Below are 23,201 nucleotides of genomic sequence, written 5' to 3'. Positions count from 1 at the left end.
GAGCGGCAGTAACAGTAGCTTTGGGATGGTTACATAAATCAAACCTTCACTTGGTACTTGAAGCACCATGATTTTTCCAAACGTCCAGTTAGCAGCCGTACGGTCAGAAAATAGTAGTACCGAGTCGCCTCGCTTCGCCTAGTTAGTCGGTGTTCCAGAAACCAAGCCACATGCTTTCTCTGCCAAGACCAAGGCGACTCTCGCTGCCAGTGATCGGCGATGGCAGCGTGGATGACCTTCGCCTGCCGTAAATGGCGCTGACGGGTCGCTTGTGAACCGGTCAGCACTCCCACTAAGAACAACTCCATATCGAATGGCTTGCTCATGTCGGTACACCAATGTAGGCCGAGACCACGTCGATCCGTCCGTGCCCCAACTCGTAGCTGATCTGGCTGCGAGCCTCACGATCTAGGTTCCTATTTACCAGGCAACAATGGCCGCCGTTGATAGGCGCCCGATGCTTGGTGATTTGCTCATAGCGCTCACAGGCGTACGCCGCACGAAGCTCATGGAAGCCCTTGAGGTTGTGTGCATGAAGGATGACCCGCGCAGGGTGGATGATTTCTTGCAGAAATGTCAGGTAGCTTTCGTGTCGCGCAATCAGATTGCGGCTACCCATAGGCGATACCTGCCGTGCAAACTCAAGCGCCTCGCGAACATGATCGTCCACTGTAATCCATCGCGGCGCCGAGGCTCCTGAGCGACCGCCTTTGGTGCCATCCTGAATGTTGATCCTGCCAAATTCGTTAGCCTCACGGCTCAGCCGTGGCAGGTCAGCCAAGATGGCCTCACGCAAGCGCATGCCGGCGGCTCGCGCCAACAGAACGATCGCGGCGGCCCGCTGCTGATCATGACGGCAATGCGTATCAACGATTTGCTTAACCTGTTCGCGGTCCTGGCCTTGTGGGGCCAATTGACGAACCCCGCTGCGCTGCATACCTAATGCCTTGCTTGGGCTTGGCAACTTCACGTATTGATCACCGCGAAGCGCTGCCATAGCTCTGTTAACGCTGGATAGCCGGTTTTGTGCGGTGCTGACAGCGAGGTCACCGCTTCTAACCACGTCACGCAGATACGCCGCATAGTCGGCCAACACTTTGCGATCAATCTGCCGCGCATCATTGATACCGGGCCCCTGTTCGGAGCGGCACCATTTGACGAATGCCAACCATCGATCACTGTGCGCCTTGACTGTGCCGTAGTGACCACCACCGAACATGTCTTTCAGCGCTTGCGACCCTGCATAGCTCAATTGTCTGCCGTAACCGAAATTGCGGCCATCGCGTCTGCCTATCAATGCCATGTCGATCACCTCATCTGCCGTTCTCCGATCCTCGCCCCACGTCATCCCGCCAAGAATGTTGAGTGTTATCAGGGATCAAGGCCCCTGCGACCTGTGGGGATGTCCTCTACGCGGGACTGGCGGCTCCTTACGTCCGGGAGCAAGGGCATCTCATGATCTGGCCTCCTGAACACCGTTACCGGTGGGCGGGTGGAGGCTGCATTGGCTGACGAGACCAGTGCCGCGAGATCCTGAGCCGGGAGAACGCAGCGGTGCGATGACCGGGGCATGCCTGACTGTCAGTCAGGTGCAGTCCATTCCTTGGTCTGCGGCACCATCATCTACAGCGCTGTTGCTGGTGACATCGGCGTTTGTAACGCCGATTGTCACGAGTTAAGTTGCCGCAAAGCCAAATGCGATGAGGGCTGCAGCAGTGTTAGACGCGCCCGTCTCTTTCCAGGAGAAAGAGACGGGCGCAGGTTGGCGCACGCGAAATGGCCAAGCGGATAGGTTGCTGCTGAGCAGATGGGTAGGGTGGTTGCCGCAGGGGCAACGATATTGAGTTGGCATCCATCACATGGGTAGTGACCGTACGAGCTGCCGGACGCGAATCGTACTTGCGGGTGAACCACCGCGGGAGCGGCGTGACCTTAAAGGTTCAGGTCACCTGGGGTGCTGTCATCGACAGCTCTTGCGACTCCCGGTCTACGCTTGTGGACAATATTCGTCAAGCAGCGCGATATCAGGGATTTAGCGCCTGTGGATAAAACTATCCCCCGGTGGACATCAGTGGTTTTCCACAGACGTAAGCTGTGCCAGCAGTTTTTTTCTTAGGTATGGTCCTTTCAAACGGGGCGGCTTTGCAGCCCCGTTTGAAAGGACCCGCGCGGAAGAGCTTCATGCGGTGCTGTGGGTAACTTCACAGCGAGTTGAGGTGGTGGTGCGGCGGGCTACTCGGTCCTCTTGGCACTGCGAAGGCGCGTGACGTTCTCGCCCGTCTGCTTGGCAAACTCATGCGGCGTCACATGGTCATCGCGGTTCGCCTCCAGAAACCGGCTCCACCAGGTCATGATCATCCGGCGCTCTTCGAGAAACTCGGCCTTGTGGGTATAAGCCGCCCGCACGTTATTGCGTTCCTTGTGGCTCATCTGGCGCTCGATCGCTATCTCTGACCACAGCCCCGACTCGACCAGCGCACTGCACGCCATGGCTCGGAATCCGTGGCCGCAGATATCCACCTTGGTGTCGTAGCCCATCGTCCTGAGCGCGGCATTCACCGTGTTCTCGGACATTGGTTTCCACGGTTTGGCATCGCCCGCGAAGACTAGGTCGAATTTGCCGGTGATCGCATGGATCTGCTCAAGCAAGGCCACTGCCTGCGGCGATAAGGGTACAACGTGGATGTCCCCGGCCATCTTTGTACCCCTTGTGGAAAAGGGCACACCATCCAGCGCTGGGCGGGTATCGGGGATCTCCCAGATGCCGCGCTGGAGGTCGAACTCGCCCCAGCGGGCAAAACGCAGTTCACTGGAGCGTACGAACACGTGCAGCGACAGCATCACGGTGAGGCGCGTGAGGGGACGACCTTTGTAGCCGTCGATGCGCGCCTGTAGCTCTGGCAGCCGCGATAAGGGTAGTGCGGGTCGATGTGTAACCCGTGGTGCTCTGATTGAGCCATCGAGGTCGTGGGCTGGGTTCGTCGTGATCAGACGCAGCCGTTTGGCTTCGCGCATGATGCTTTGCAGGTAGTTCTTGATCCTGAGCGCCACGTCGATGGTGCCGCGCTTCGTCACGGCTTCCAGTGGCTGCATGAGGTCGTGGGTGTCCAACTCAACGATTGCCCTGGCACCGAGCAAAGGGAATACGTGAGTCTTCAACCGGCTGAGCACAGTCTTGGCGTGGCCCGGCGCCCACTTGGGCACCATCCCGGCATACCAATCGAGCGCGACGCTTTCGAAGGTACGGCCATTGATTACGGCTTGCACCTTGGCCTGCTGCTTGGATTGGATGGGGTCAATGCCGTTGGCGAGCTGCTGTTTGAGCTCGAAGCGCTTGTGGCGAGCGTCAGCCAGCCCGACCACCGGGTAATTGCCGAGTGAGGTCAGGCCCTCGCGACCATCGGGCTTCACGTACCTGAGCCGCCAGCCTTTGCGACCGTTGGGCTTCACGAGCAGGTAAAGGCCATCGCCGTCAAAAAGCTTGTACTCACGTTCGCGAGCCTTTGCAGTGCGGCAGGCGTTGTCGGTAAGGGGAGCCGTTGTGCGAGCCATAAGGGTACTTTCCAATGTCGAATTGGTAGGTATCCTTAAAAGTACCCTTATTAGCGCTGGCTACCCTCGGAACCCGACGGAACGCCAAAACGAAAAAACCCGCCAGAAGGCGGGTTTTTCGGGGGTTCCAGAGATTTTGAAAGCTTTCTATGGAACCTTGAATGGTGCCGGCACCAGGAATCGAACCCGGGACCTACTGATTACAAGTCAGTTGCTCTACCATCTGAGCTATACCGGCAATGGGGCGTCATTATAACGATCGGTTGGCGCCTGTAAACCACTTCCTTGCGATTGTTCGCAAATGAGCTAAGTCACCGGCCTGAAAGAAGAATTTTCTTACCAGCCGCGGTGAATGGTGGTGACGCTTGGTTCGGTTTTGCCCGGGTTGAAGAACAGCTTGTCGTTGTCGCAACCGCGCTTGCGGCAGGGGCTTTCGGTGCGCAGGGGCAGGCCGTTGTCGCCGCCCAGGCGCATGGCGGGGTGGTTCCAGCCCAGGCTGCTGGGGGAATGGGGCGCGGTGCCGCTGGCGCAGCCGGTCAGGGCCAGAGTGAGGGTCAGCAGGGCGAGGGGCTTGGCTTGGGTCACGATGGTCGGGTCCGTTGGTCCATGTCGGTTCTGGCGCAACGCCAGAAGGTCGCGGGGCTGGCGGGCAGCGCGCGACGTCACTTTTTAATGTTTTGGGGGGCGGATAATACACCGCTGGGCGGGATCAGCGGTGAGGCTTTAGCTTTTTTGTTGCCTGTTCTGGCCTCTTCGCGGGTAAACCCGCTCCCACAGGGAATATCACTGTTCTTACGTCCTGGTGAGTACCTGTGGGAGCGGGTTTACCCGCGAAAGGGCCATCAGCCGTACGAAAATTCTGAACTAGGGGGCTAATGGCTTCAGGGTTTGGATGCTTCGGAACTATCCTACGCACGCCGCCGAAGTATCGCTGTTGTCGGGGAAATCGCTCACGGATACCGTTTTCGGGTCGCTCTGGCGACCGGGTGTGAGAACCCGATTTTGAACGTATCGGCTGCTTAATGGCGACCGTGCACGGGCAGACTTCGGTCTGGCCGAGCTTCCTATGTTCACTCGGTTTCTCACCTCGTGTACGGTTGCCGCCTTCGTTCCGTGAGAAAGAATGAACACGGCGACTCCTTTTGAACTAGGAGTTGAACATGAAAAAGATCGAATCTGATCCCAACAGCCCAAAGCCCATCACCACCGCCGGCGTGGAAACCTTCCTCGCAGCCGGTAACCCATCCCTCAACCTCCTGCGTGTCGAGCCCGGCGTCCCGGTCGATGCTGCCTATGAACATGTCTCGATTCTGATGGGTTACATCAAGCACCTGCTGCGCGAGGGGGATATGGAAGACGACCATAAATTCCTCGGTGCCGCGGATTACCTGTGCGACATGGCCAAGGCGCTGATGAACGATATCGAGATCGCCAAGAACAAGGCGCATTGAGTTCCGGCGCACACCGCGCAGATGCCCCTTGTGCAACCACAAGAAATGTTTATGCACAAGTGGCATTAACGCCTTGCGCGAAAGGCATGCCGCACAGCTACACCGCCTGTCTTTGCGCAAACGCCTGTTTTTACTGGCCTTGCCCTGTACTCGGGAATAAGCCCGGCGCTTGAAATAGCGCTTGGATCCAACAGGTAATCACACGCTTGTTCACAGAGTTATCCACAGGTTGTGCTGCGGCTAACGGTCGCGTTCAGCCAGGATCAGCAAGTTGCGCGGGGTGAGCGGGTAATCGCAGAACAGGCCCAGGCGCACCTCGTAGCCGTGTTCTTCGAGGAACAATGCGCGATCGAGTACCAGCCACAGCTCCAGCGGCCGGCGGAACAGGTTGCGCACGCGCTCCAGGTTGCGTACTTCGGCCAGGCGCTGCCAACCGGCGGCTTCCAGCGCAGCCCAGTCCGGGTGCCCGGTCAGTTGCAACTGCTTGAGTTCGGCCAGGTCGCGGCAGTAGGCCTCAAAGGGCTTTTCCAGCCAGGCCACGGGCAGTGATGGCGTCGGCAGGTACTCGTCGGTCTGGCGCTGCTGGCGTTGCAGCAGGTCGAAGCCCAGGCGGCGGGCCATCGAGCTGTCGCGCTGGCGCCGTACGCGGGCGCCGGCGGTGACGGTTTCGCTCAGGGGCAGGCCAAGGTCGTCCAATGACAATTGCAGGCCGGAAGCTTTTGCGGCTGTGGATAACGCCTGGTACTGCGGCGCGGCGATGCGGTTGTAGCAGCAGGGCGCCACGGCCAGTTGCCGGCAACCCTGCTGGCTGGCCAGTTGCAGCAGGCGTACATGCAGGTCGCCGCAGGCGTGCAGGGCGACCACGCTTTTGTAGTCAGCCAGGTGGCGGGCGCTGTCGTTGGCCAGCACATCCTGATGCACGTGGTGCACCGGCAGGTGGTGGTGGGCGCTCAGGGCCTGGCCGGCGGCGACCAGTTCGGCGTCGTATTCCAGGCAGGTCAGTTGCTGGCCGGGTTGCAGCAGGCGGCGGCCGAGGTGGCCTTTGCCGGAACACCAGTCCAGCCAGTGGTGGGGCTGCTCGCGGAAGGCCAGGTGGCTGGCGAAGGCTTCGATCTGCTGCCACTTGCGACCGGGGACGGCGACGTCGAGGCGGTGGGCGGCGGGGGGCAGGTCGGTTGCCGGGAGGTTGCCGACGGTGGCTAGCTGTTGGGCTTGCCGGGCCAGTTGTGGGAACGGGGCGGGCAAGGTCTCGGTAGCGATTTCGGCTTCGGCGTCTGCCAGCGGGCATTGGCGCAGGTGCGCGGCCAGCTCGGGGTGGGTGGTTTCCCAAGGCAATTGCAGGGTGGTGAAGGGGCGGGGTTTCCACAGCTGCTGGTGCTCGAGCAGGAACTGGTCGAGGGCCTGGAAGCGGGTGGTCAGGTGATGGCTGTGGAGGTGGTTGGGCATGGGATTTGTGGTGGGTTTTAGGGCCTCTTCGCGGGTGAACCCGCTCCCACAGGGTATATCACAGCACTCGAGTGCGGTGATTTACCTGTGGGGGCGGTTGGTTCAGCGGCCCTGGCAGGCGTCTACGCGCAGCCAGCGCTCCAGCAGCTTGAAGCCTTGTACCAGCACGAAGGAGATCACCAGGTAGAAAATACCGGCGGCGAAGAAGATTTCCACTGGCAGGTAGGTGCGGGCAATGATGGTACGGGCCATGCCGGTCAGTTCCAGCAGGGTCACGGTACTGGCCAGGGCGCTGGCCTTGAGCATCAGGATCACTTCGTTGCTGTACGCCGGCAGGCCGATGCGCGCGGCGCGTGGCAGCATGATGTAGAACAGCGTCTTGCCCCGCGACATGCCCAGCGCCCGTGCCGCCTCGATCTCACCCTTGGGGATCGACTGCAGCGCGCCGCGCAGGATTTCGGCGATGTAGGCGGCCGTGTGCAGGGTCATGGTCAGTACGGTGCACCAGAACGGGTCGCGCAGGTACGGCCACAACGAACTCGAACGCACCGCATCGAACTGCGCCAGGCCGTAGTAGACCAGAAACAGCTGCACCAGCAGCGGCGTGCCACGGAAGAAGAAGATGTAGCTGAACGGCACCGCGCGCACGTACCAGTGGCGCGAGGAGCGGGCGATGCCCAACGGGATGGCCAGGATCAACCCGGCAACCACCGCCAAGGCCACCAGCTCCAGGGTCAGGGTCGCACCCTGGGCCAGGCGTGGCAGCCATTTGATGATGACTTCCCAATTCATTGCTCGGCCCTCGCAAAGCCGCGAGCGGCGCGTTTTTCCATGAAGTACATGCCGGTCATGGCGATGATGGTCAGGCTCAGGTAGATGCAGGCCGCGACCATATAGAAGGTGAACGGCTCCTTGGTCACGGTCACGCCGATTTGTGCGTGGCGCATGATTTCTTCCAGGCCGATCACCGACACCAGCGCGGTGTCCTTCATGAGGATCATGAACAGGTTGCCAAGGCCGGGCAGGGCAATGCGCCACATCTGCGGCAGGATGATCCGCGATAGGATGCGGCCCTTGGACAGGCCCAGCGCCAGGCCGGCCTCACGGTGGCCCTTGGGGATCGCCAGGATGGCGCCACGGAACACTTCGGTGGCATAGGCGCCGAAGCACAGGCCCAGGGCAATCACACCGGCAGCGAAGGCGCTGAGTTCCAGGCCAGGCAGGTTCAGGACTTCACCCAGGGCGTTCATCAAGCCCACGGTGCCGAAATAGATAAGCAGCACCCAGAGCAGTTCGGGCACGCCACGAACCAGGGTGGAATAGAAGCCACCCAGCCATTGCAGCGGCTTGATGGTGGAAGTCTTGGCCAGGGCGCCGAGCAGGCCCAGCACCAGGCCCAGCAGCAAGGCGCAAAGCGCCAGTTTTACGGTCATCAGGGTGCCAGCCATCATGGCCGGACCGAATCCGTGCAGGTCGATATTCATGGGCAGGTCATTCTAGGGACTGGCGCGCCGCAAGGGCGCGCCGGTCGGGGCGGATCATTCGATGCTGAACGGGAAGTACTTGTCGTTGATCTTCTTGTACGTGCCGTCGGCCTTGATTTCGGCCAGGGCCTTGTTCAGGTCGTCGCGCAGCTTGGTGTCACCCTTGCGCACGGCAATGCCGATCTTGTCGCTGTCCATCACCGGCTCGCCCTTGAACTCGAAGCTCGAGCCGTCTTTGCTCTTCAGCCACTCGTACTGCACGTACTTGTCGGCCAGGATGCCGTCGATGCGCCCGGAAACCAGGTCGAGGTAGGCGTTTTCCTGGGTGTCGTACAGTTTGATCTCTACGTCGTCACCGTAGTTGTCTTCCAGCCAGGTGCCGGCCAGGGTGGCGCGCTGGGTGCCGATCACCTTGCCTTTGAGCGAGGCCTTGTCGGTCTTGAAGTCGACGTTCTTCGGTGCGATGAACTGCAGCTTGTTGGAGTAGTACGGCTCGGTGAAGTCCACCGCCTGCTTGCGCTCGTCGGTGATCGACAGCGACGACACCAGGAAGTCGAACTTCTTGGCGTTCAGCGCAGGGATGATGCCGTCCCAGTCGGAGGTGACCACCGAGCACTCGACTTTCATCTTGGCGCACAGGGCGTCGCCGATGTCCTTGTCGAAGCCGACCACGTTACCGCTGGCATCCTTGTTGTTGAACGGTGGGTAGGCAGCTTCGATACCCATGCGCAGTTTTTCTGCGGCCAGGGCGTTGGCCGACATCACCAGCGTGGCAGCAGCTGCCAGGAGGAACTTCTTGTAAGTGTGCATGTATTGCTCCGTTAGCGGTGGCTGGACATGAATTGCTTGCAACGCGCCGAGGTCGGGTTCTCGAAGACCTGCTGCGGCGATCCCTGCTCTTCTACCAGGCCCTGGTGCAGGAAGACGACTTCACTGGACACATGGCGGGCAAAGTTCATCTCGTGCGTCACCAGCAGCATGGTACGGCCTTCTTCGGCCAATGCGCGGATAACGTTTAGCACTTCCTGGACCATTTCCGGGTCGAGCGCCGAAGTTGGCTCGTCGAACAGGATGACCTTGGGTTTCATGGCCAGGGTACGGGCAATGGCGGCGCGCTGTTGCTGGCCACCGGAAAGCTGGGCGGGGTAACTGTGGCGCTTGTCGTAGATGCCAACCTTGTTCAGCAGCGCTTCGGCGGCTTCGATGGCCTCGGCCTTGCTCTGGCCGAGCACCCGGCGTGGCGCCTCGATGATGTTGTCGAGGATCGACATGTGCGGCCACAGGTTGAAGTTCTGGAAGACGAAGCCGATCTCGCTGCGCAGGCGGTTGATCTGGCGGTTGTCGGCAGCGATCAGGTCGCCGTTCTTGGCGGCCTTGAGCTTGAGCGATTCACCAGCGACCAGGATTTCGCCCTGGTGCGGGTTTTCGAGCAGGTTGATGCAGCGCAGCAGGGTGGACTTGCCGGAGCCGGACGACCCCAGGATGGAGATCACGTCACCGTCGCGTGCGGTCAGCGAAATGCCCTTGAGAATTTCCTGCTCGCCGTAGCGTTTGTGCAGATTGCGGATTTCCAGCGCGGGCGTGGCCTGAGCCATGTGCGGTCCTCATGTGTACGGGTGCGTTCCCAGCTGTTGGCGGCCTTCCTGGCGTGCGCCAAGCTAGCATAGCGGCATTGGCACGGCCAACAGGGTCGCAGGGAACTCGGGGCGCTGGTGGGGCAGTTTGTCGCATCGTCGCAGCGCAACGTCGCGCGGATGTCCGCGAAGGTGTCGCCCAGCACCAGAGCCTTGATGAAAAAAGGCGCGATGGTGCCAGCTTTGGCCGGCTCATGGAAGCGGTTTTAGACCATTCGCGGCCACGCCGGCTGTTACAGCCTATATAAAAGGCCCCAATGGTTGCACCTCACCTGTGGGAGCGGGCAAGCCCGCGAACGGCTGCGGTCAGGCCTATGGGTTGTACCTTCAGGTTGCACTTTTGCGCATTGCACGGGTGCACAGGTGTTACCGAGGAGCACCTTTGGTGCGTTTGTAAGTGGGTATTTCAGTAATCTGCTGATTTGGCGGCCTTTCGGTCAGGCCTTGGCTGAAAGCCCGCCAAACCCCATGACAAAAGGCCTGCCGGCTTTTCTGACGAATGCATTCAGCACCTGGCGCGCTTATTGCTAGTAGGAAACCGCCGATTGCAGCGACGCCCAGGTCAACCCCAGGCGCGCTCCGTAACCGCAGTCGGCGTGGTCCACTCCTTACAAAGGTAGTTTCAATGAGCGGTAACAATTCCAATGACCTCGCTCAGGGGCTCAAACAACGGCATGTGACCATGCTGTCCATCGCTGGCGTCATCGGTGCCGGCCTGTTCGTCGGCTCCGGCCACGCCATCGCTGCTGCCGGCCCGGCCGTGCTGCTGGCCTACGCTGCCGCCGGTACGCTGGTGGTGCTGGTGATGCGCATGCTGGGTGAAATGGCCGTCGCTTCGCCGGACACCGGTTCTTTCTCTACTTATGCCGACCGCGCCATCGGGCGCTGGGCCGGTTTCACCATCGGCTGGCTGTACTGGTGGTTCTGGGTGCTGGTAATTCCGCTGGAAGCCAACGCCGCCGCGGCCATTCTGCATGCCTGGTTCCCTGCGGTTGACCTGTGGGCGTTCTCCCTGGTCATCACCCTGGCGCTGACCCTGACCAACCTGTGCAGCGTGAAGAACTACGGCGAGTTCGAGTTCTGGTTCGCCCTGCTCAAGGTGTTGGCGATCATCGGCTTCATCGCCGTGGGTTGTGCGGCCTTGTTCGGTTTCGTGCCGAGCAGCCAGGTGAGCGGTGCCAGCCACCTGTTCGACACCCAGGGCTTCATGCCTAACGGCCTGGGCGCAGTGCTGGCAGCCATGCTGACCACCATGTTCTCGTTCATGGGTACCGAAATCGTCACCATCGCCGCTGCCGAGTCGAAGGACCCGGGCAAGCAGATCAGCCGCGCGACCAACTCGGTGATCTGGCGTATCTGCCTGTTCTACCTGGTGTCGATCTTCCTGGTCGTGGCCCTGGTACCTTGGAACGACCCGGCCCTGGCCGAGACCGGTTCCTACCAGACCGTGCTGAGCCGTATCGGCGTGCCGAACGCCAAGCTGATCGTCGACATCGTCGTGCTGATCGCCGTGACCAGCTGCCTGAACTCGGCGCTGTACACCTCGTCGCGCATGCTGTTCTCGCTGAGCAAGCGTGGTGACGCGCCGGCCATCGCCCAGCGCACCACCAAGGCGGCGACCCCGCATGTGGCGGTTCTGCTGTCCACCGCGGCGGCGTTCCTCTGTGTGTTCGCCAACTTCGTGGCCCCGGCCCAGGTGTTCGAGTTCCTGCTGGCAAGCTCCGGTGCCATTGCCCTGCTGGTGTACCTGGTGATTGCCGTGTCGCAGCTGCGCATGCGTGCCCAGCGTGAGGCCCGTGGCGAGAAGATCACCTTCAAGATGTGGCTGTTCCCAGGCCTGACCTGGGCGACCATTGCCTTCATCGTGGCGATTCTGGTGGTGATGGCGCTGCGGGAGGACCACCGCGCCGAGATCATCGCGACCGCACTGCTGAGCATTGGTGTGGTGGCGGCTGGCTTGCTGGTGCACCGCAAGCGCGAAGCTGCCGGGCGGGTCGCGCTGGATAACTGATCTGCGCTGGCGGTAATGAAAAGGCCGCGTCCTGGGTAGGGCGCGGCCTTTTTTGTTGCCTATGCTTGCCTCTTCGCGGGTAAACCCGCTCCCACAGGTTCGCCACAGGCCTCAAGACCAGTGGAGCCCCTTGTGGGAGCGGGCGCGCCCGCGAAGAGGCCGGTGCAGGTTACCCAGCCATATCAGCCAAACTGCTTCTGCTGTTGCTGCTGCTTGGCCACCGCTTCCGAAGCCGCCACATAGGCGGCCTGGAACTCATCGCTCTCCAGCCAGGCCATGGTGGCTTCTTCATCAGCCCCGTCCAGCCATTTGCGGTAGGCATTGAACACCAGCACGATGTAATCGGTGGCGTGTTCTTCCTTGTGCCCCTTGAGCACCAAGGCCAGCAGCGGGTCGACCAGGAACACCGAAATCATCGGCACCAGGCCGCCGCCTTCCTGGGCTTCCTTCATTTTCTTGAACATGGCGTCGTAGCTGCCCGATTCCATGGCCTTGTTGTACACCTGCTCGACGCTGGCGCTGTCACCGGCACTGGCCTTGACCGCCTGGCCACTGCGCACCATGCGGTTCTGCTTGGCCTTGCTGGCGGCGCGTTTGGCGCGTTTCTGTTGTTTGGTAGGGGTGGCCATGGGAATCCTTGGGGTGTGTCGGAAAAGTGCGCGTATTGAAGCGCAGTTGCCCGGGAAACCCAAGTGTTGCGCAAAGCGGGCCGCTGCGCGCCCCAATCGCCGGCAAGCCAGCTTCCACAGTTACTGCGCCAAGCTCAAGGTCGGTGCAAATCCTGTGGGAGCAACTGTCTTACTCAATTTCTGAAGCTGGCGCGATCCCTGTGGGAGCTGGCTTGCCGGCGATGGGCTGCAAAGCAGCCCCGGCGATTCAGCTGGCGAGCGGAGTAGGCTCATCCTCCTCAAACCCTCGCGATGCCCGCCCCACCAGCTGTAAGTCCGGCGCATGGGCCACGCTGTGGTCCTTGCCCGGGTAGTCCAGCGCATGCAGAAAATGCCGGATGCAGTTGATCCGCGCGCGCTTCTTGTCGTCGGACTTGATCACCGTCCATGGTGCGTCGGCCGTGTCGGTATGGAAGAACATCGCTTCCTTGGCCGCGGTGTAGTCCTCCCATTTGTCCAGCGACTTGATGTCGATGGGCGACAGCTTCCAGTGCTTGAGTGGGTCGTCGCGGCGCGAGATGAAGCGGCGCAGCTGCTCTTCGCGGTTCACCGAGAACCAGTACTTGAACAGCAGGATGCCGCTGTTGCACAGCATGCGCTCAAGGTCCGGCGCCTGGCGCATGAATTCCAGGTACTGCAGCGGCGTGCAGAAATCCATCACCTTTTCGACCCCGGCGCGGTTGTACCAGGAGCGGTCGAAGAACACCATTTCGCCTGCCGTGGGCAGGTGCTGGATGTAGCGCTGGAAGTACCACTGGCCTTTTTCCTGCTCGGAAGGCTTCTCCAGGGCGACGATGCGCGCGCCACGCGGGTTGAGGTGTTCCATGAAACGCTTGATCGTACCGCCCTTGCCCGCAGCATCGCGCCCTTCGAACAGGATCACCACGCGCTGGCCGGTTTCCTTCACCCAGCTCTGCACCTTCAGCAGCTCGATCTGCAGCGCATGCTTGGCCTTCTCGTAATCCTGGCGGCGCAGGCGGGTGCGGTAGGGGTAGCTGGCTGGCAGGCGCGCCGAGGTGCTGTCTTCGTTGCTGCCCTTGGGGGCGGTGGCAACTTCCAGCGCTGCGGGTTGCTGGCTGACGCGGGTGATGGTCGGCTCTGGCTTGCGCTGGCGTGGCCGGCGGGTGCGGACTGGGGCGGCAGTGGGTTCGCTGGGGGCGGGGAGCAGCAGGGGGGATTCTTCGCTCATGGAGGTCCTTGCGGGTCGAGTCGGGTAGCCTCCGGCATTTTAGGCCCAGCGATTAATGGCCTTTTGATGCTGATCAACAGTGGGCCGATAAACAGTTTGAAACAGCTGCAATTGGATGTAGTGTTAACTGCGGTTCACACTATGGCTGCTACGCGACCTTTAGGAGGCCGCCATGACAAATATCAAGCTGAGCAAATGGGACGCTGTGGACCATTTGAAAACAGAGGAAGACATGGCCTTGTACCTTGAGGCGTGTTTGGAGGACAACGACCCGGCACTGCTTGCTGCTGCCTTGGGCGATATTGCCCGTGCCCGAGGTATGGCTCAGTTGGCACGTGACACCGGCCTGACACGGGAAGGGCTGTACAAGGCGTTGTCTGCGGAAGGTAACCCGAGTCTGGCGACCATCATGAAAGTGATGGCGGCGCTGGGGGTACGGCTTCATGCCGAGGTGCTGCCGCGCGCAGCGGGATGAGGTTCGTGCTTGGGATGGGTAGCAAGGCCGGTAGGCTGCCAATCCTTCAGCAAAAACCGTAGACAACAAAAAACCCGCACTAGGCGGGTTTCTTGTTGTCGCTTCGGGTAACTTTGCAACCACCAGAAGCTTGAAGGTGGTGCCCAGAGACGGAGTCGAACCGCCGACACGAGGATTTTCAATCCTCTGCTCTACCGACTGAGCTATCTGGGCGACGAGGTGAATTAAATAGACTTTCAGACCGCTCGTCAACGACTTTTTGAAAAAATTTTAAATTAATTCCGTCGCTTACGTTCCATGGGGTCATTCCGAGGGCGGAACGTAGCCTTCCGCCTGGGCGTACTCTTCGCCGGCGAAAAACTTGTCCATCTCGCCCTGGAGGAATTTGCGATCCTCGGCGTTCATCATGTTCAGGCGCTTTTCGTTGATCAGCATGGTCTGGTGCTTCTGCCAGTCGGCCCAGGCTTTCTGCGAGATGTGTTCGAAGATGTCCTGGCCTTTGGCGCCGGGGTAGGGCGGGCGCTCCAGGCCTGGCAATGCTTCTTTGTACTTGCGGCACATCACGGTGCGGGTCATCGGGCGTCTCCTGCATTCAGTTCGTCGGCCGCGCGTTTGAGCAGTTTTTTTACCGGGGCGGCAAGGCCCAGGCGCGGCGGGGTGGCGAGGTTATACCAGAGCCAGTCGGCCTCGGCCACGTGCTCGCCGACCGGGTCGACGCGCACCAGCCAGGGCTCGATCGCCAGCTGGAAGTGGCTGAAGGTGTGGGTCAGGCCATCCATGGCGCGGCTGTCGGCCAGGCGTAGGCCGTGCTGATAGGCCAGGTCATCGAGCTGGGCGATGTCGTCCAGCTCCGGCAGGCTCCACAAGCCACCCCACAGGCCGCTGGACGGGCGACGGTAAAGCAGAATGGCGCCTTCCTGGCTGGCCAGCAGCGGCATCAGCGTGCGCCGTTGCGGCAGTGCCTTGCGCGGTTTGGGCTCGGGGTAGCGGGTTTCTTCGCCGTGCAGGTGCGCTTCGCAGCCACGCTGCAGCGGGCAGATCAGGCAGCTGGGCTTGCTGCGGGTGCACAGCGTGGCGCCCATGTCCATCATCGCCTGGGTGTAGTGGTTGGCGCGTTGCTGCGGGGTGAAGCGCTCGGCGGTGGCCCACAGCTGGTTGGCCACCCGCGGCTCGCCAGGGTAGCCGGCCTGGGCGGTGTAGCGGGCCAGCACGCGCTTGACGTTGCCGTCGAGGATCGGCGCGCGGATGCCCATGCTGATACTGGCGATGGCGCCGGCGGTGGAGCGGCCGATGCCGGGCAGCTCGGTGAGCTGCTCGACACTGCGCGGGAATTCGCCGCCATGCTGCTCGACCACGATCTTCGCGGCCTTTTGCAGGTTGCGCGCCCGGGTGTAGTAGCCCAGGCCAGTCCATAGATGCAGCACTTCGTCCTCCGGCGCTTCGGCCAGGGCCTGCACGGTCGGCAGGGCCTGCATGAAGCGGTCGAAGTAGTTGAGCACGGTGCTGACCTGGGTCTGCTGCAACATGATTTCCGATACCCACACCCGGTACGGGGTGATGCCCTGTTGCCAGGGCAGGTCGTGCCGACCGTGTTGGTCATACCAGGCCAGCACGGCGCTGGCGAACTGCTCGGGGCTCATCGCTTGAACAGCCCCTTGAGCGCGTCTTTCAGTTCCGGGCTCACTTTGTCTCCAAGTTTTTCATCGATCTTGTCTTGCAGGCGGTTGCCGGCCAGCTTGGCGGCGACTTTGCCCATGCCGTCCTGGTCCAGGCGGCAGGCCTTGGCGCCGAGTTCCAGCGGGCCGCGGCAGCGCAGCGGGATTTCAACCCCGGTATAGCGTTCGTTGACCTGGCAGGCCGGGTCCGGCATGGCGCGCTGGTCGCCTTCGACGATCACGCCGACGTTGTAGTCCATGCCCAGCACACGCAGGTCGATATCGCCATGGCCGTTGACGGTCAGGCCAGGGATGCGCGCCTTGAGGTCCGGGTTGCTGGCGACGCCATTGCGCAGCACCAGGCTGCCGCGCAGTTCCTGGAACGGGGTGTCCTTGCCGCGCGGCTCGCCGTTGAGCGATTTGCGGTTCAGCGTGGCGATGGCCTGGCACAGCTGCTGTTCCAGGTTGGCATCGACCAGCACGCCGTCGTTGATGACGAAACTGGCGTTGCCGTTGAGGGTATCGACCAGGGCCTTCTGGCTGTTGCCGGTGGCGGTCAGGTCGCTGCTCAGGGTCAGCAGGCCTTTTACCGGTGGCGTCTGTTCCTTGCCTTCGGCCTTGATGAAGTGTTCTACCGGCACCCGCTGGATGCGCGTGTTGACCCCCAGTTGCGGCACGGCAGGGCGTACATCGACGGTGCCTTTGGCCTCGAAGGTGCCGTCGTACAGCGCGCCGCGCAGGGTTTGCAGGGTCAGCAGGCCGCCCTGGCCGATGGCCTTGAGCTGGGCGTCTTCGATCGGCAGTTTGTCCAGGGTCAGCGAGCCGAAGGCCAGGTCGGCCTGCAGGTCGAGGGCGCGCAGGCGGTCGACCGGCAGCAGCTTGTCGTCGCTCCAGGCCACCTGGGTCGGGGCGTTGGGCAGCGGCGTGGTGCCGGCCCCGGCCACGGCGCTGGCCTCTTGCTGCTTGACCTCGGCCTGGCGCGCGGCGGTGGCGCCCTTGGCTTCTTCGCTCTTGGCCGGCAGGTAGCGGTCGGCATTGAAGGCATCGCCTTTGAGCTGCAGGCGCAGGGCCTGCCTGGCGAAGTCTTCGACGGCAATGCGGCCGGTGAAGGTGCTGTCGTCCAGCTTCACGGCCAGGTCTTCCAGGGCCAGGCTGTTCGGCGTGCCCTGCAGGCGGGTGACCAGCTCCAGCTTGGCGAAGGCCGCCGGGTCATTGGTAGCTGGCAGCGGGCGGCCGATGCTGTCGAGGAAGGTGCGCAGGTCGAACTGGGCGATGGACAGGCCGCCGCTCAGTTGTGGCGCCTTGTCCAGGTCACGCAGGTTCAGCTCGCCCAGGGCGCGCAGCTGGTTGGCCGAGACTTTCAGGCCGTTCCACGAAGCGACATTGGCGCCCAGGTCGACCAGCAGCTGGCCTTGCGCGGCGAAGGTCACGGTCTTGCCGGCGGTGGGCTCGCCGGACGTCTCGCCCGACAGGCGCATGTCTTCGAAGTTGTAGCGCTGCAGCTTGCGGTCGAAGCGCAGCTCGCCGGCCAGCTCGGTGCGGGCCTTGATGTTCGGCTGGCTGGCGCTGAGGAAGGCGCTGGCTTTGAGCGGGATGTTCGCCCCTTCGTGGACCGGGCCGGTACTCAGCTGGATGCTTTCGGCGCTGTAGCTCTGGCCGCTCTTGGCGTCGGTGTACTGCACGCGGGCGTTGTTCACGGTCAGGCTGTCGATGTCCAGCTTGACCGCGCGGTCCTTGCTGGCGTTGGCCGCCGGTGGCGGTTCGGCAGAGGCCGGGGCCGCATTACCGGCCTGGGTATCGGTGCCGGCGGCGTTCTGCGCAGGCAGTGGCTTGCCGATGTCTTCCCAGTTGCCGTGGCCTTGCTCGTCACGGGCAAGGGCCAGGTTCAGGCCCTCGACGCGCACATCGCTCATTTGCACTTCGCGGCGCAGCAGCGGCAGTACGCGCACCGACAGGCCGAGCATTTGCAGGTCGGCGAACGGTTCCTTGGGTTTGTTCAAGGTGGCGATGCTCGCTTCGTGCAGCTCCAGGCCCAGCCACGGGAACAGGCTCCAGCCGATGTCGCCGTTGAGCGTCAGCTCGACGTGCGCCTTGTCGCGTGCCAGCTGGCGAATCTCGTCTTTGTAGTCGTTGGGATCGAAGAGGTGGGTCAGGGCGAAGCCCAGCGCCACGATGATCAGCAGCAACCCGAGAAGCCCAAGTCCCAGGATTTTGCCGAACGCTTTCATGGGCGAGTCCTTGTAGTCCGATTTGAAATTCGAGCGGCAGAGTATAGCGCCGCAGTGGATGTCCCTGCTTATTCGGCTGGCGATACAGGGTATTTCCTACGCTTGATGCAGATGGTACGGCTTTCGACAGAAAGATGTCGGGTCTGTGCCGACAACATGACCGTTTCAGCCGAGCAGAAATAAGCAATATCAGATTGCCTTCACGCCACTTGTTGCTGCTAACCTTGCGCCGCTTTGCCTGCACCCAACCTATAAGAAGGATCAGATTCATGAGCAGTACCGTCGCGGCGGGTAGCCTGGCCAGTGCGCCAGGCTTCCTGTCCAAGGAGCGCATCATCGCCCGCCCGGGCTTCAACCGCTGGCTGGTCCCGCCAGCCGCTTTGGCCATTCACCTGTGCATCGGCATGGCCTATGGCTTCTCGGTGTTCTGGCTGCCGTTGTCGCAAGCCCTGGGCATCACCGCCCCGGTCGCCTGTGCGGCAGACATGGGCTTCATGGCCCGTCTGTTCAGCGCCGAATGCGACTGGCCGATCTCCATGCTGAGCTGGATCTACACCCTGTTCTTCGTCTTCCTCGGTTGCTCGGCGGCCGTGCTGGGCGGCTGGCTGGAACACGCCGGCCCGCGCAAGGCCGGCCTGGTGTCAGCAGTGTGCTGGTGTGGCGGCATGCTGATCTCGGCCGTCGGGGTCAAAACCCACCAGCTGTGGCTGATGTGGCTGGGTTCCGGGGTCATCGGCGGTATCGGCCTGGGCCTGGGCTACATCTCGCCGGTATCGACCCTGATCAAGTGGTTCCCGGACAAGCGCGGCATGGCCACCGGCATGGCGATCATGGGCTTCGGCGGCGGGGCCATGGTCGGCGCACCGCTGGCCACGGCGCTGATGGGCCACTTCGGCAATGCGCAGGAAGTGGGTGTGTGGCAGAGCTTCGTGGCCATGGCGGCGATCTACTTCGTGTTCATGACCGCTGGCGCGCTGGCGTATCGCGTGCCGCCGACCGGCTGGAAACCCGAAGGCTGGAGCGCCCCGGCGAAGAAGGCCGGCAACGGCATGGTCACCGACCGCCATGTGCATGTCAGCGTGGCCTGGAAAACCCCGCAGTTCGCCTTGATCTGGCTGGTGCTGTGCCTGAACGTGTCGGCCGGTATCGGCATCCTCGGCATGGCTTCGCCGCTGTTGCAGGAAGTGTTCGCCGGCAAGCTGCTGGGCAACGACCTGAGCTTCAGCGAGCTGAACAGCACCCAACTGGCGCAAATTGCCGCGATCGCCGCCGGCTTCACCGGCCTGCTGAGCCTGTTCAACATCGGCGGGCGGTTCTTCTGGGCGTCGTTCTCTGACTACATCGGCCGCAAGAACACCTACTTCGCCTTCTTCGCCCTGGGCGTGGGCTTGTACAGCCTGGTGCCGAACATGGGGCACCTGGGCAACGTGGCGCTGTTCGTGGCAGCGTTCTGCATCATCCTGTCGATGTACGGCGGTGGCTTCTCTACCGTGCCGGCCTACCTGGCCGACCTGTTCGGCACGCAGATGGTTGGCGCCATCCATGGCCGCCTGCTGACTGCCTGGGCAGCGGCCGGGGTGCTCGGGCCGGTGCTGATCACCTACCTGCGCGAATACCAGCTGGCGGCAGGGGTGGAGCGTGCAGCGGCTTATGACATGACCCTGTACATCCTGGCTGGCCTGCTGGTGCTGGGCTTTGTCTGCAACATGCTGGTACGCCCGGTGGCCGACAAGCACTTCATGAGCGAAGCCGAACTGGCGGCCGAGCGGGCCTTGAGCCACGACAAAGGCGCCGACGGCGCGCGGTCGCTGGAATGGAAGGCGACGCCGGCCAGCCTGCCACTGGTGCTGCTGGCCTGGGCTGTGGTGGTCGTGCCGCTGGCCTGGGGCGTGTGGATTACCCTGCAGAAGACGGCCGTGCTGTTCCATTGATTGGGGGGGCGCTTTGTGCCCCTTTCGCGACACAAGGCCGCTCCCACAGGTGACCGCATGCCTCTGTGGGAGCGGCCTTGTGTCGCGATGGGCTGCAAAGCAGCCCCAGGCCACCCGGTTGTATAGACTTGTAACGGTATCCGGCCTGCGTAATTCCTCGCTTTGCCATATGTCATCCGCGTTTCAAGCCGGCGCGTTCTAGGCCTATAATGATGCCCTTTTCGCCTAATGATTTTGCGGAGCTGGTGATGGTCGAACGTAAGGCTTCCGTCGAGCGCAATACCCTGGAAACCCAGGTCAAGTGCTCGATCAACCTCGATGGCAGTGGCAAGGCCCGATTCGATATCGGTGTGCCTTTCCTTGAACACATGCTGGACCAGATCGCCCGCCATGGGCTGATCGATCTGGATATCGAGTGCAAGGGTGACCTGCATATCGACGATCACCATACCGTCGAAGACGTCGGTATCACTTTGGGCATGGCGTTCGCCCAGGCCATCGGTGACAAGAAGGGCATCTTCCGCTACGGCCACGCCTACGTGCCGCTGGACGAGGCGCTGTCGCGCGTGGTCATCGACTTCTCTGGCCGCCCGGGCCTGCAGATGCACGTGCCATACACCCGCGCCAGTGTCGGCGGCTTCGATGTCGACCTGTTCCAGGAGTTCTTCCAGGGCTTCGTCAACCACGCCCTGGTCACCCTGCACATCGACAACCTGCGTGGCCACAACACCCACCACCAGATCGAAACCGTGTTCAAGGCGTTCGGCCGCGCCCTGCGCATGGCCATCACCCTCGACGAGCGCATGGCCGGGCAGATGCCTTCCACCAAAGGGTGCCTGTAAATGCAGACGGTAGCCGTAATCGACTATGGCATGGGCAACCTGCACTCGGTGGCCAAGGCGCTCGAGCACGTAGGTGCCGGTAAGGTGCTGGTCACCAGCGATGCCGCAGTCATCCGCGAGGCCGACCGGGTGGTGTTCCCGGGCGTGGGCGCGATTCGCGACTGCATGGCCGAAATCCGCCGCCTGGGCTTCGACAGCCTGGTACGTGAGGTCAGCCAGGACCGGCCGTTCCTCGGTATCTGCGTGGGCATGCAGGCACTGCTCGAACACAGCGAAGAAAACGACGGGGTCGACTGCATCGGCCTGTTCCCCGGCCAGGTGCGCTTCTTCGGCAAAGACCTGCAGGAAGACGGCGAGCACCTGAAGGTGCCGCACATGGGCTGGAACGAAGTTGGCCAGACCAACGATCACCCGCTGTGGCACGACATCCCCGACCGAGCACGGTTCTACTTCGTGCACAGCTACTACATCAATGCCGGCAAGCCGGCCCAGGTGGTCGGCCATGGCCACTACGGCGTCGATTTTGCCGCTGCGCTGGCCGACGGCTCGCGCTTTGCCGTGCAGTTCCACCCGGAGAAGAGCCATACCCATGGCCTGCAGCTGCTGCAGAACTTCGTCGCCTGGGACGGGCGCTGGTAAATGAGCAGGTCGAAGACCAAGGCCCCGGTCATCACCCTGGCCCCCGAGCAGGAGCGCGAGGCGCTCGACACACTCAAGCGTTTTCTCGAAGACCGTTTCGAGCTGGCGCTGGGTTCATTCGAGGTAGCCGAGGTCCTTGAGCTGTTCAGCAAAGAAATTGCACCTCATTACTACAACAGGGCGATCGCCGATGTTCAGCTGCACCTCAAGGAGCGGTTCGAGAGCATCGAAAGCGATCTGTGGGCGCTCGAGAAGCCCTGAAAACCCAAGAACAGACAGGTTCCCAAGATGCTGATTATCCCCGCTATCGATCTGAAGGACGGTGCCTGCGTGCGCCTGCGCCAGGGCCGCATGGAAGACTCCACGGTATTTTCCGACGACCCGGTGAGCATGGCCGCCAAGTGGGTCGAGGGTGGCTGCCGCCGCCTGCACCTGGTCGACCTCAACGGCGCCTTCGAAGGCCAGCCGGTCAACGGTGAAGTGGTTACCGCCATTGCCAGGCGCTACCCGACCCTGCCGATCCAGATCGGCGGTGGCATCCGCTCGCTGGAAACCATCGAGCACTACGTCAAGGCCGGCGTCAGCTACGTGATCATCGGCACCAAGGCGGTCAAGCAGCCCGAATTCGTCGCCGAAGCGTGCAAGGCGTTCCCGGGCAAGGTCATCGTTGGCCTGGACGCGAAAGACGGCTTCGTCGCCACCGACGGTTGGGCGGAAGTGAGCTCGGTGCAGGTCATCGACCTGGCCAGGCGTTTCGAGGCCGATGGCGTCTCGGCGATCGTCTACACCGACATCGCCAAGGACGGCATGATGCAAGGCTGCAACGTGCCGTTCACCAAGGCGCTGGCAGAAGCCACGTCGATCCCGGTAATCGCCTCGGGCGGCATCCACAACCTGGGTGACATCAAGGCCCTGCTGGACGCCAAGGCCCCGGGCATCATCGGCGCCATCACCGGCCGTGCCATCTACGAAGGCACCCTCGATGTCGCCGAGGCCCAGGCCTTCTGCGACAACTACCAAGGCTGAGGACTGAACCATGGCACTGGCCAAGCGCATCATCCCTTGCCTGGACGTGGACAACGGCCGGGTGGTCAAGGGCGTCAAGTTCGAGAACATCCGTGATGCCGGCGACCCGGTGGAAATCGCCCGTCGCTACGACGAGCAGGGCGCCGACGAAATCACCTTCCTCGACATCACCGCCAGCGTCGATGGCCGCGACACCACCCTGCATACGGTCGAGCGCATGGCCAGCCAGGTGTTCATCCCGCTGACCGTGGGCGGTGGCGTGCGCACCGTGCAGGACATCCGCAACCTGCTCAATGCCGGTGCCGACAAGGTCTCGATCAACACCGCCGCGGTGTTCAACCCGGAGTTCGTCGGCGAGGCGGCGGACCGTTTCGGTTCGCAGTGCATCGTGGTCGCCATCGATGCCAAGAAGGTATCCGCGCCGGGTGAGCCGCCGCGCTGGGAGATTTTCACCCACGGCGGGCGCAAGCCGACCGGGCTGGATGCCGTTGAATGGGCGAAGAAGATGGAAGGCCTGGGGGCTGGCGAGATTCTGCTGACCAGCATGGACCAGGACGGCATGAAGAATGGCTTCGACCTGGGTGTCACCCGCGCGATCAGTGATGCGCTGGGTATTCCGGTGATCGCCTCGGGGGGTGTGGGTAACCTGCAGCACCTGGCTGACGGCATTCTGGAAGGGCATGCCAGTGCGGTGCTGGCGGCCAGTATCTTCCACTTTGGCGAGTACACGGTGCCGGAGGCCAAGGCCTACATGGCTTCGCGCGGGATCGTCGTTCGCTGAAAAACGACTGGGGCTGCTTTGCAGCCCTTCGCGGGCCCCCCCCCCCCCCCCCGGGGGGGGGGGGGGGGGGGGGGGGGGGGGGGGGCCCCCCGGGGGGGGGGGGGGGGGGGCCGCCAGCGGCAGGGCATCGGCTGCGGTGGGCTTTTCTGCGCAGGCCACGAGCAGGATGAAACTGGAGGCCGCGATCAA

23 protein-coding genes and 2 tRNA genes are annotated in these 23,201 nt (G+C 62.4%); 9 read left to right on the top strand and 16 right to left on the bottom strand.

Annotated features, from left to right (window positions below; translation table 11 throughout):
* Positions 1-38 precede the first annotated feature (38 nt).
* The 5 genes from C6A77_RS09420 to C6A77_RS09395 all read right to left on the bottom strand — a co-directional run bounded on the left by C6A77_RS09420 (position 39) and on the right by C6A77_RS09395 (position 4,137).
* Positions 39-326 carry a hypothetical protein gene (locus C6A77_RS09420; RefSeq protein WP_114169217.1) on the bottom strand — a complete coding sequence of 96 codons (288 nt, stop codon included), beginning with the start codon at positions 324-326 and terminating at the stop codon, positions 39-41.
* The gene (locus C6A77_RS09415) at positions 323-1,303 is read right to left on the bottom strand and encodes an integrase domain-containing protein (protein WP_114169261.1); all 981 of its coding nucleotides are present in this window, start codon (positions 1,301-1,303) and stop codon (positions 323-325) included. The genes C6A77_RS09420 and C6A77_RS09415 overlap by 4 nt, the downstream gene beginning before the upstream one ends.
* Positions 1,304-2,232: 929 nt before the next feature.
* A complete protein-coding gene (locus C6A77_RS09405) occupies positions 2,233-3,552 on the bottom strand; it encodes an integrase arm-type DNA-binding domain-containing protein (RefSeq protein ID WP_114169216.1) in 1,320 nt (439 codons plus the stop codon).
* A gap of 162 nt (positions 3,553-3,714) precedes the next feature.
* Positions 3,715-3,790 (bottom strand) — tRNA-Thr (locus C6A77_RS09400).
* Positions 3,791-3,888: 98 nt separating this feature from the next.
* Positions 3,889-4,137 (bottom strand): hypothetical protein, encoded by a 249-nt coding sequence (locus C6A77_RS09395; protein ID WP_114169215.1) that lies wholly within the window; start codon positions 4,135-4,137, stop codon positions 3,889-3,891.
* A 575-nt stretch (positions 4,138-4,712) separates the two neighbouring features.
* On the opposite strand from C6A77_RS09395, the gene C6A77_RS09390 reads away from it, so the two are divergent.
* Positions 4,713-5,003, top strand: a complete 291-nt coding sequence (locus C6A77_RS09390) for a DUF3077 domain-containing protein (RefSeq protein ID WP_114169214.1) — start codon at positions 4,713-4,715, stop codon at positions 5,001-5,003.
* 240 nt (positions 5,004-5,243) lie between these two features.
* Here the strand turns inward: C6A77_RS09390 and C6A77_RS09385 are convergent, their stop codons facing one another.
* The 5 genes from C6A77_RS09385 to C6A77_RS09365 all read right to left on the bottom strand — a co-directional run bounded on the left by C6A77_RS09385 (position 5,244) and on the right by C6A77_RS09365 (position 9,528).
* A complete protein-coding gene (locus tag C6A77_RS09385; RefSeq protein WP_114169213.1) occupies positions 5,244-6,449 on the bottom strand; it encodes a methyltransferase in 1,206 nt (401 codons plus the stop codon).
* A 102-nt stretch (positions 6,450-6,551) separates the two neighbouring features.
* Complete coding sequence (locus C6A77_RS09380; protein WP_114169212.1) at positions 6,552-7,241, bottom strand: ABC transporter permease; 690 nt, start codon at positions 7,239-7,241, stop codon at positions 6,552-6,554.
* Entirely contained in the window at positions 7,238-7,933 is a 696-nt protein-coding gene (locus tag C6A77_RS09375) for an ABC transporter permease (RefSeq protein ID WP_114169211.1), read from the bottom strand. Before C6A77_RS09375 ends, C6A77_RS09380 begins: the two co-directional genes overlap by 4 nt.
* A 54-nt stretch (positions 7,934-7,987) precedes the next feature.
* Positions 7,988-8,743 (bottom strand): ABC transporter substrate-binding protein, encoded by a 756-nt coding sequence (locus C6A77_RS09370; protein ID WP_114169210.1) that lies wholly within the window; start codon positions 8,741-8,743, stop codon positions 7,988-7,990.
* Positions 8,744-8,754: 11 nt separating this feature from the next.
* Complete coding sequence (locus C6A77_RS09365) at positions 8,755-9,528, bottom strand: ABC transporter ATP-binding protein (RefSeq protein WP_114169209.1); 774 nt, start codon at positions 9,526-9,528, stop codon at positions 8,755-8,757.
* Between the two features lie 664 nt (positions 9,529-10,192).
* Between C6A77_RS09365 and gabP the strand changes: the two genes are divergently transcribed.
* On the top strand, positions 10,193-11,578 hold the full coding sequence (gene gabP / locus C6A77_RS09360; RefSeq protein ID WP_114169208.1) for a GABA permease: 1,386 nt from the start codon (positions 10,193-10,195) through the stop codon (positions 11,576-11,578).
* A gap of 182 nt (positions 11,579-11,760) precedes the next feature.
* Here the strand turns inward: gabP and C6A77_RS09355 are convergent, their stop codons facing one another.
* Together C6A77_RS09355 and ppk2 are read right to left on the bottom strand one after the other, a co-directional pair.
* The gene (locus tag C6A77_RS09355; RefSeq protein WP_114169207.1) at positions 11,761-12,207 is read right to left on the bottom strand and encodes a hypothetical protein; all 447 of its coding nucleotides are present in this window, start codon (positions 12,205-12,207) and stop codon (positions 11,761-11,763) included.
* Positions 12,208-12,454: 247 nt separating this feature from the next.
* Complete coding sequence (gene ppk2 / locus C6A77_RS09350) at positions 12,455-13,435, bottom strand: polyphosphate kinase 2 (RefSeq protein ID WP_114169206.1); 981 nt, start codon at positions 13,433-13,435, stop codon at positions 12,455-12,457.
* Positions 13,436-13,607: 172 nt separating this feature from the next.
* Between ppk2 and C6A77_RS09345 the strand changes: the two genes are divergently transcribed.
* Entirely contained in the window at positions 13,608-13,910 is a 303-nt protein-coding gene (locus C6A77_RS09345; protein WP_114169205.1) for an addiction module antidote protein, read from the top strand.
* 137 nt (positions 13,911-14,047) lie between these two features.
* Here the strand turns inward: C6A77_RS09345 and C6A77_RS09340 are convergent.
* The 4 genes from C6A77_RS09340 to C6A77_RS09325 form a co-directional block, all read right to left on the bottom strand.
* Positions 14,048-14,123, bottom strand: a tRNA-Phe gene (locus tag C6A77_RS09340).
* Positions 14,124-14,213: 90 nt separating this feature from the next.
* Positions 14,214-14,486 carry an oxidative damage protection protein gene (locus tag C6A77_RS09335; RefSeq protein ID WP_114169204.1) on the bottom strand — a complete coding sequence of 91 codons (273 nt, stop codon included), beginning with the start codon at positions 14,484-14,486 and terminating at the stop codon, positions 14,214-14,216.
* Positions 14,483-15,550: an A/G-specific adenine glycosylase gene (gene mutY, locus C6A77_RS09330; protein ID WP_114169203.1), complete on the bottom strand. Its 1,068-nt coding sequence runs from the start codon at positions 15,548-15,550 to the stop codon at positions 14,483-14,485. The genes C6A77_RS09335 and mutY overlap by 4 nt, the downstream gene beginning before the upstream one ends.
* Positions 15,547-17,793: an AsmA family protein gene (locus C6A77_RS09325; RefSeq protein ID WP_114169202.1), complete on the bottom strand. Its 2,247-nt coding sequence runs from the start codon at positions 17,791-17,793 to the stop codon at positions 15,547-15,549. The genes mutY and C6A77_RS09325 overlap by 4 nt, the downstream gene beginning before the upstream one ends.
* A gap of 269 nt (positions 17,794-18,062) precedes the next feature.
* On the opposite strand from C6A77_RS09325, the gene C6A77_RS09320 reads away from it, so the two are divergent.
* The 6 genes from C6A77_RS09320 to hisF all read left to right on the top strand — a co-directional run bounded on the left by C6A77_RS09320 (position 18,063) and on the right by hisF (position 23,012).
* Positions 18,063-19,724 (top strand): OFA family MFS transporter, encoded by a 1,662-nt coding sequence (locus C6A77_RS09320; protein WP_114169201.1) that lies wholly within the window; start codon positions 18,063-18,065, stop codon positions 19,722-19,724.
* Positions 19,725-19,972: 248 nt separating this feature from the next.
* The gene (gene hisB, locus C6A77_RS09315; protein WP_028635305.1) at positions 19,973-20,566 is read left to right on the top strand and encodes an imidazoleglycerol-phosphate dehydratase HisB; all 594 of its coding nucleotides are present in this window, start codon (positions 19,973-19,975) and stop codon (positions 20,564-20,566) included.
* A complete protein-coding gene (gene hisH / locus C6A77_RS09310) occupies positions 20,567-21,205 on the top strand; it encodes an imidazole glycerol phosphate synthase subunit HisH (protein ID WP_114169200.1) in 639 nt (212 codons plus the stop codon). It abuts the gene before it with no gap.
* Positions 21,206-21,466 carry a DUF2164 domain-containing protein gene (locus C6A77_RS09305; protein WP_114169199.1) on the top strand — a complete coding sequence of 87 codons (261 nt, stop codon included), beginning with the start codon at positions 21,206-21,208 and terminating at the stop codon, positions 21,464-21,466.
* 27 nt (positions 21,467-21,493) lie between these two features.
* Positions 21,494-22,231 (top strand): 1-(5-phosphoribosyl)-5-[(5-phosphoribosylamino)methylideneamino]imidazole-4-carboxamide isomerase, encoded by a 738-nt coding sequence (gene hisA / locus C6A77_RS09300; protein ID WP_114169198.1) that lies wholly within the window; start codon positions 21,494-21,496, stop codon positions 22,229-22,231.
* 10 nt (positions 22,232-22,241) lie between these two features.
* Positions 22,242-23,012 (top strand): imidazole glycerol phosphate synthase subunit HisF, encoded by a 771-nt coding sequence (gene hisF, locus C6A77_RS09295; protein ID WP_114169197.1) that lies wholly within the window; start codon positions 22,242-22,244, stop codon positions 23,010-23,012.
* Positions 23,013-23,201: the final 189 nt, after the last annotated feature.

It is taken from the genome of Pseudomonas sp. AFG_SD02_1510_Pfu_092 (genome assembly GCF_003331055.1).
Taxonomy (GTDB): domain Bacteria; phylum Pseudomonadota; class Gammaproteobacteria; order Pseudomonadales; family Pseudomonadaceae; genus Aquipseudomonas.
This window is presented reverse-complemented; position numbering and strand designations above follow the sequence as displayed.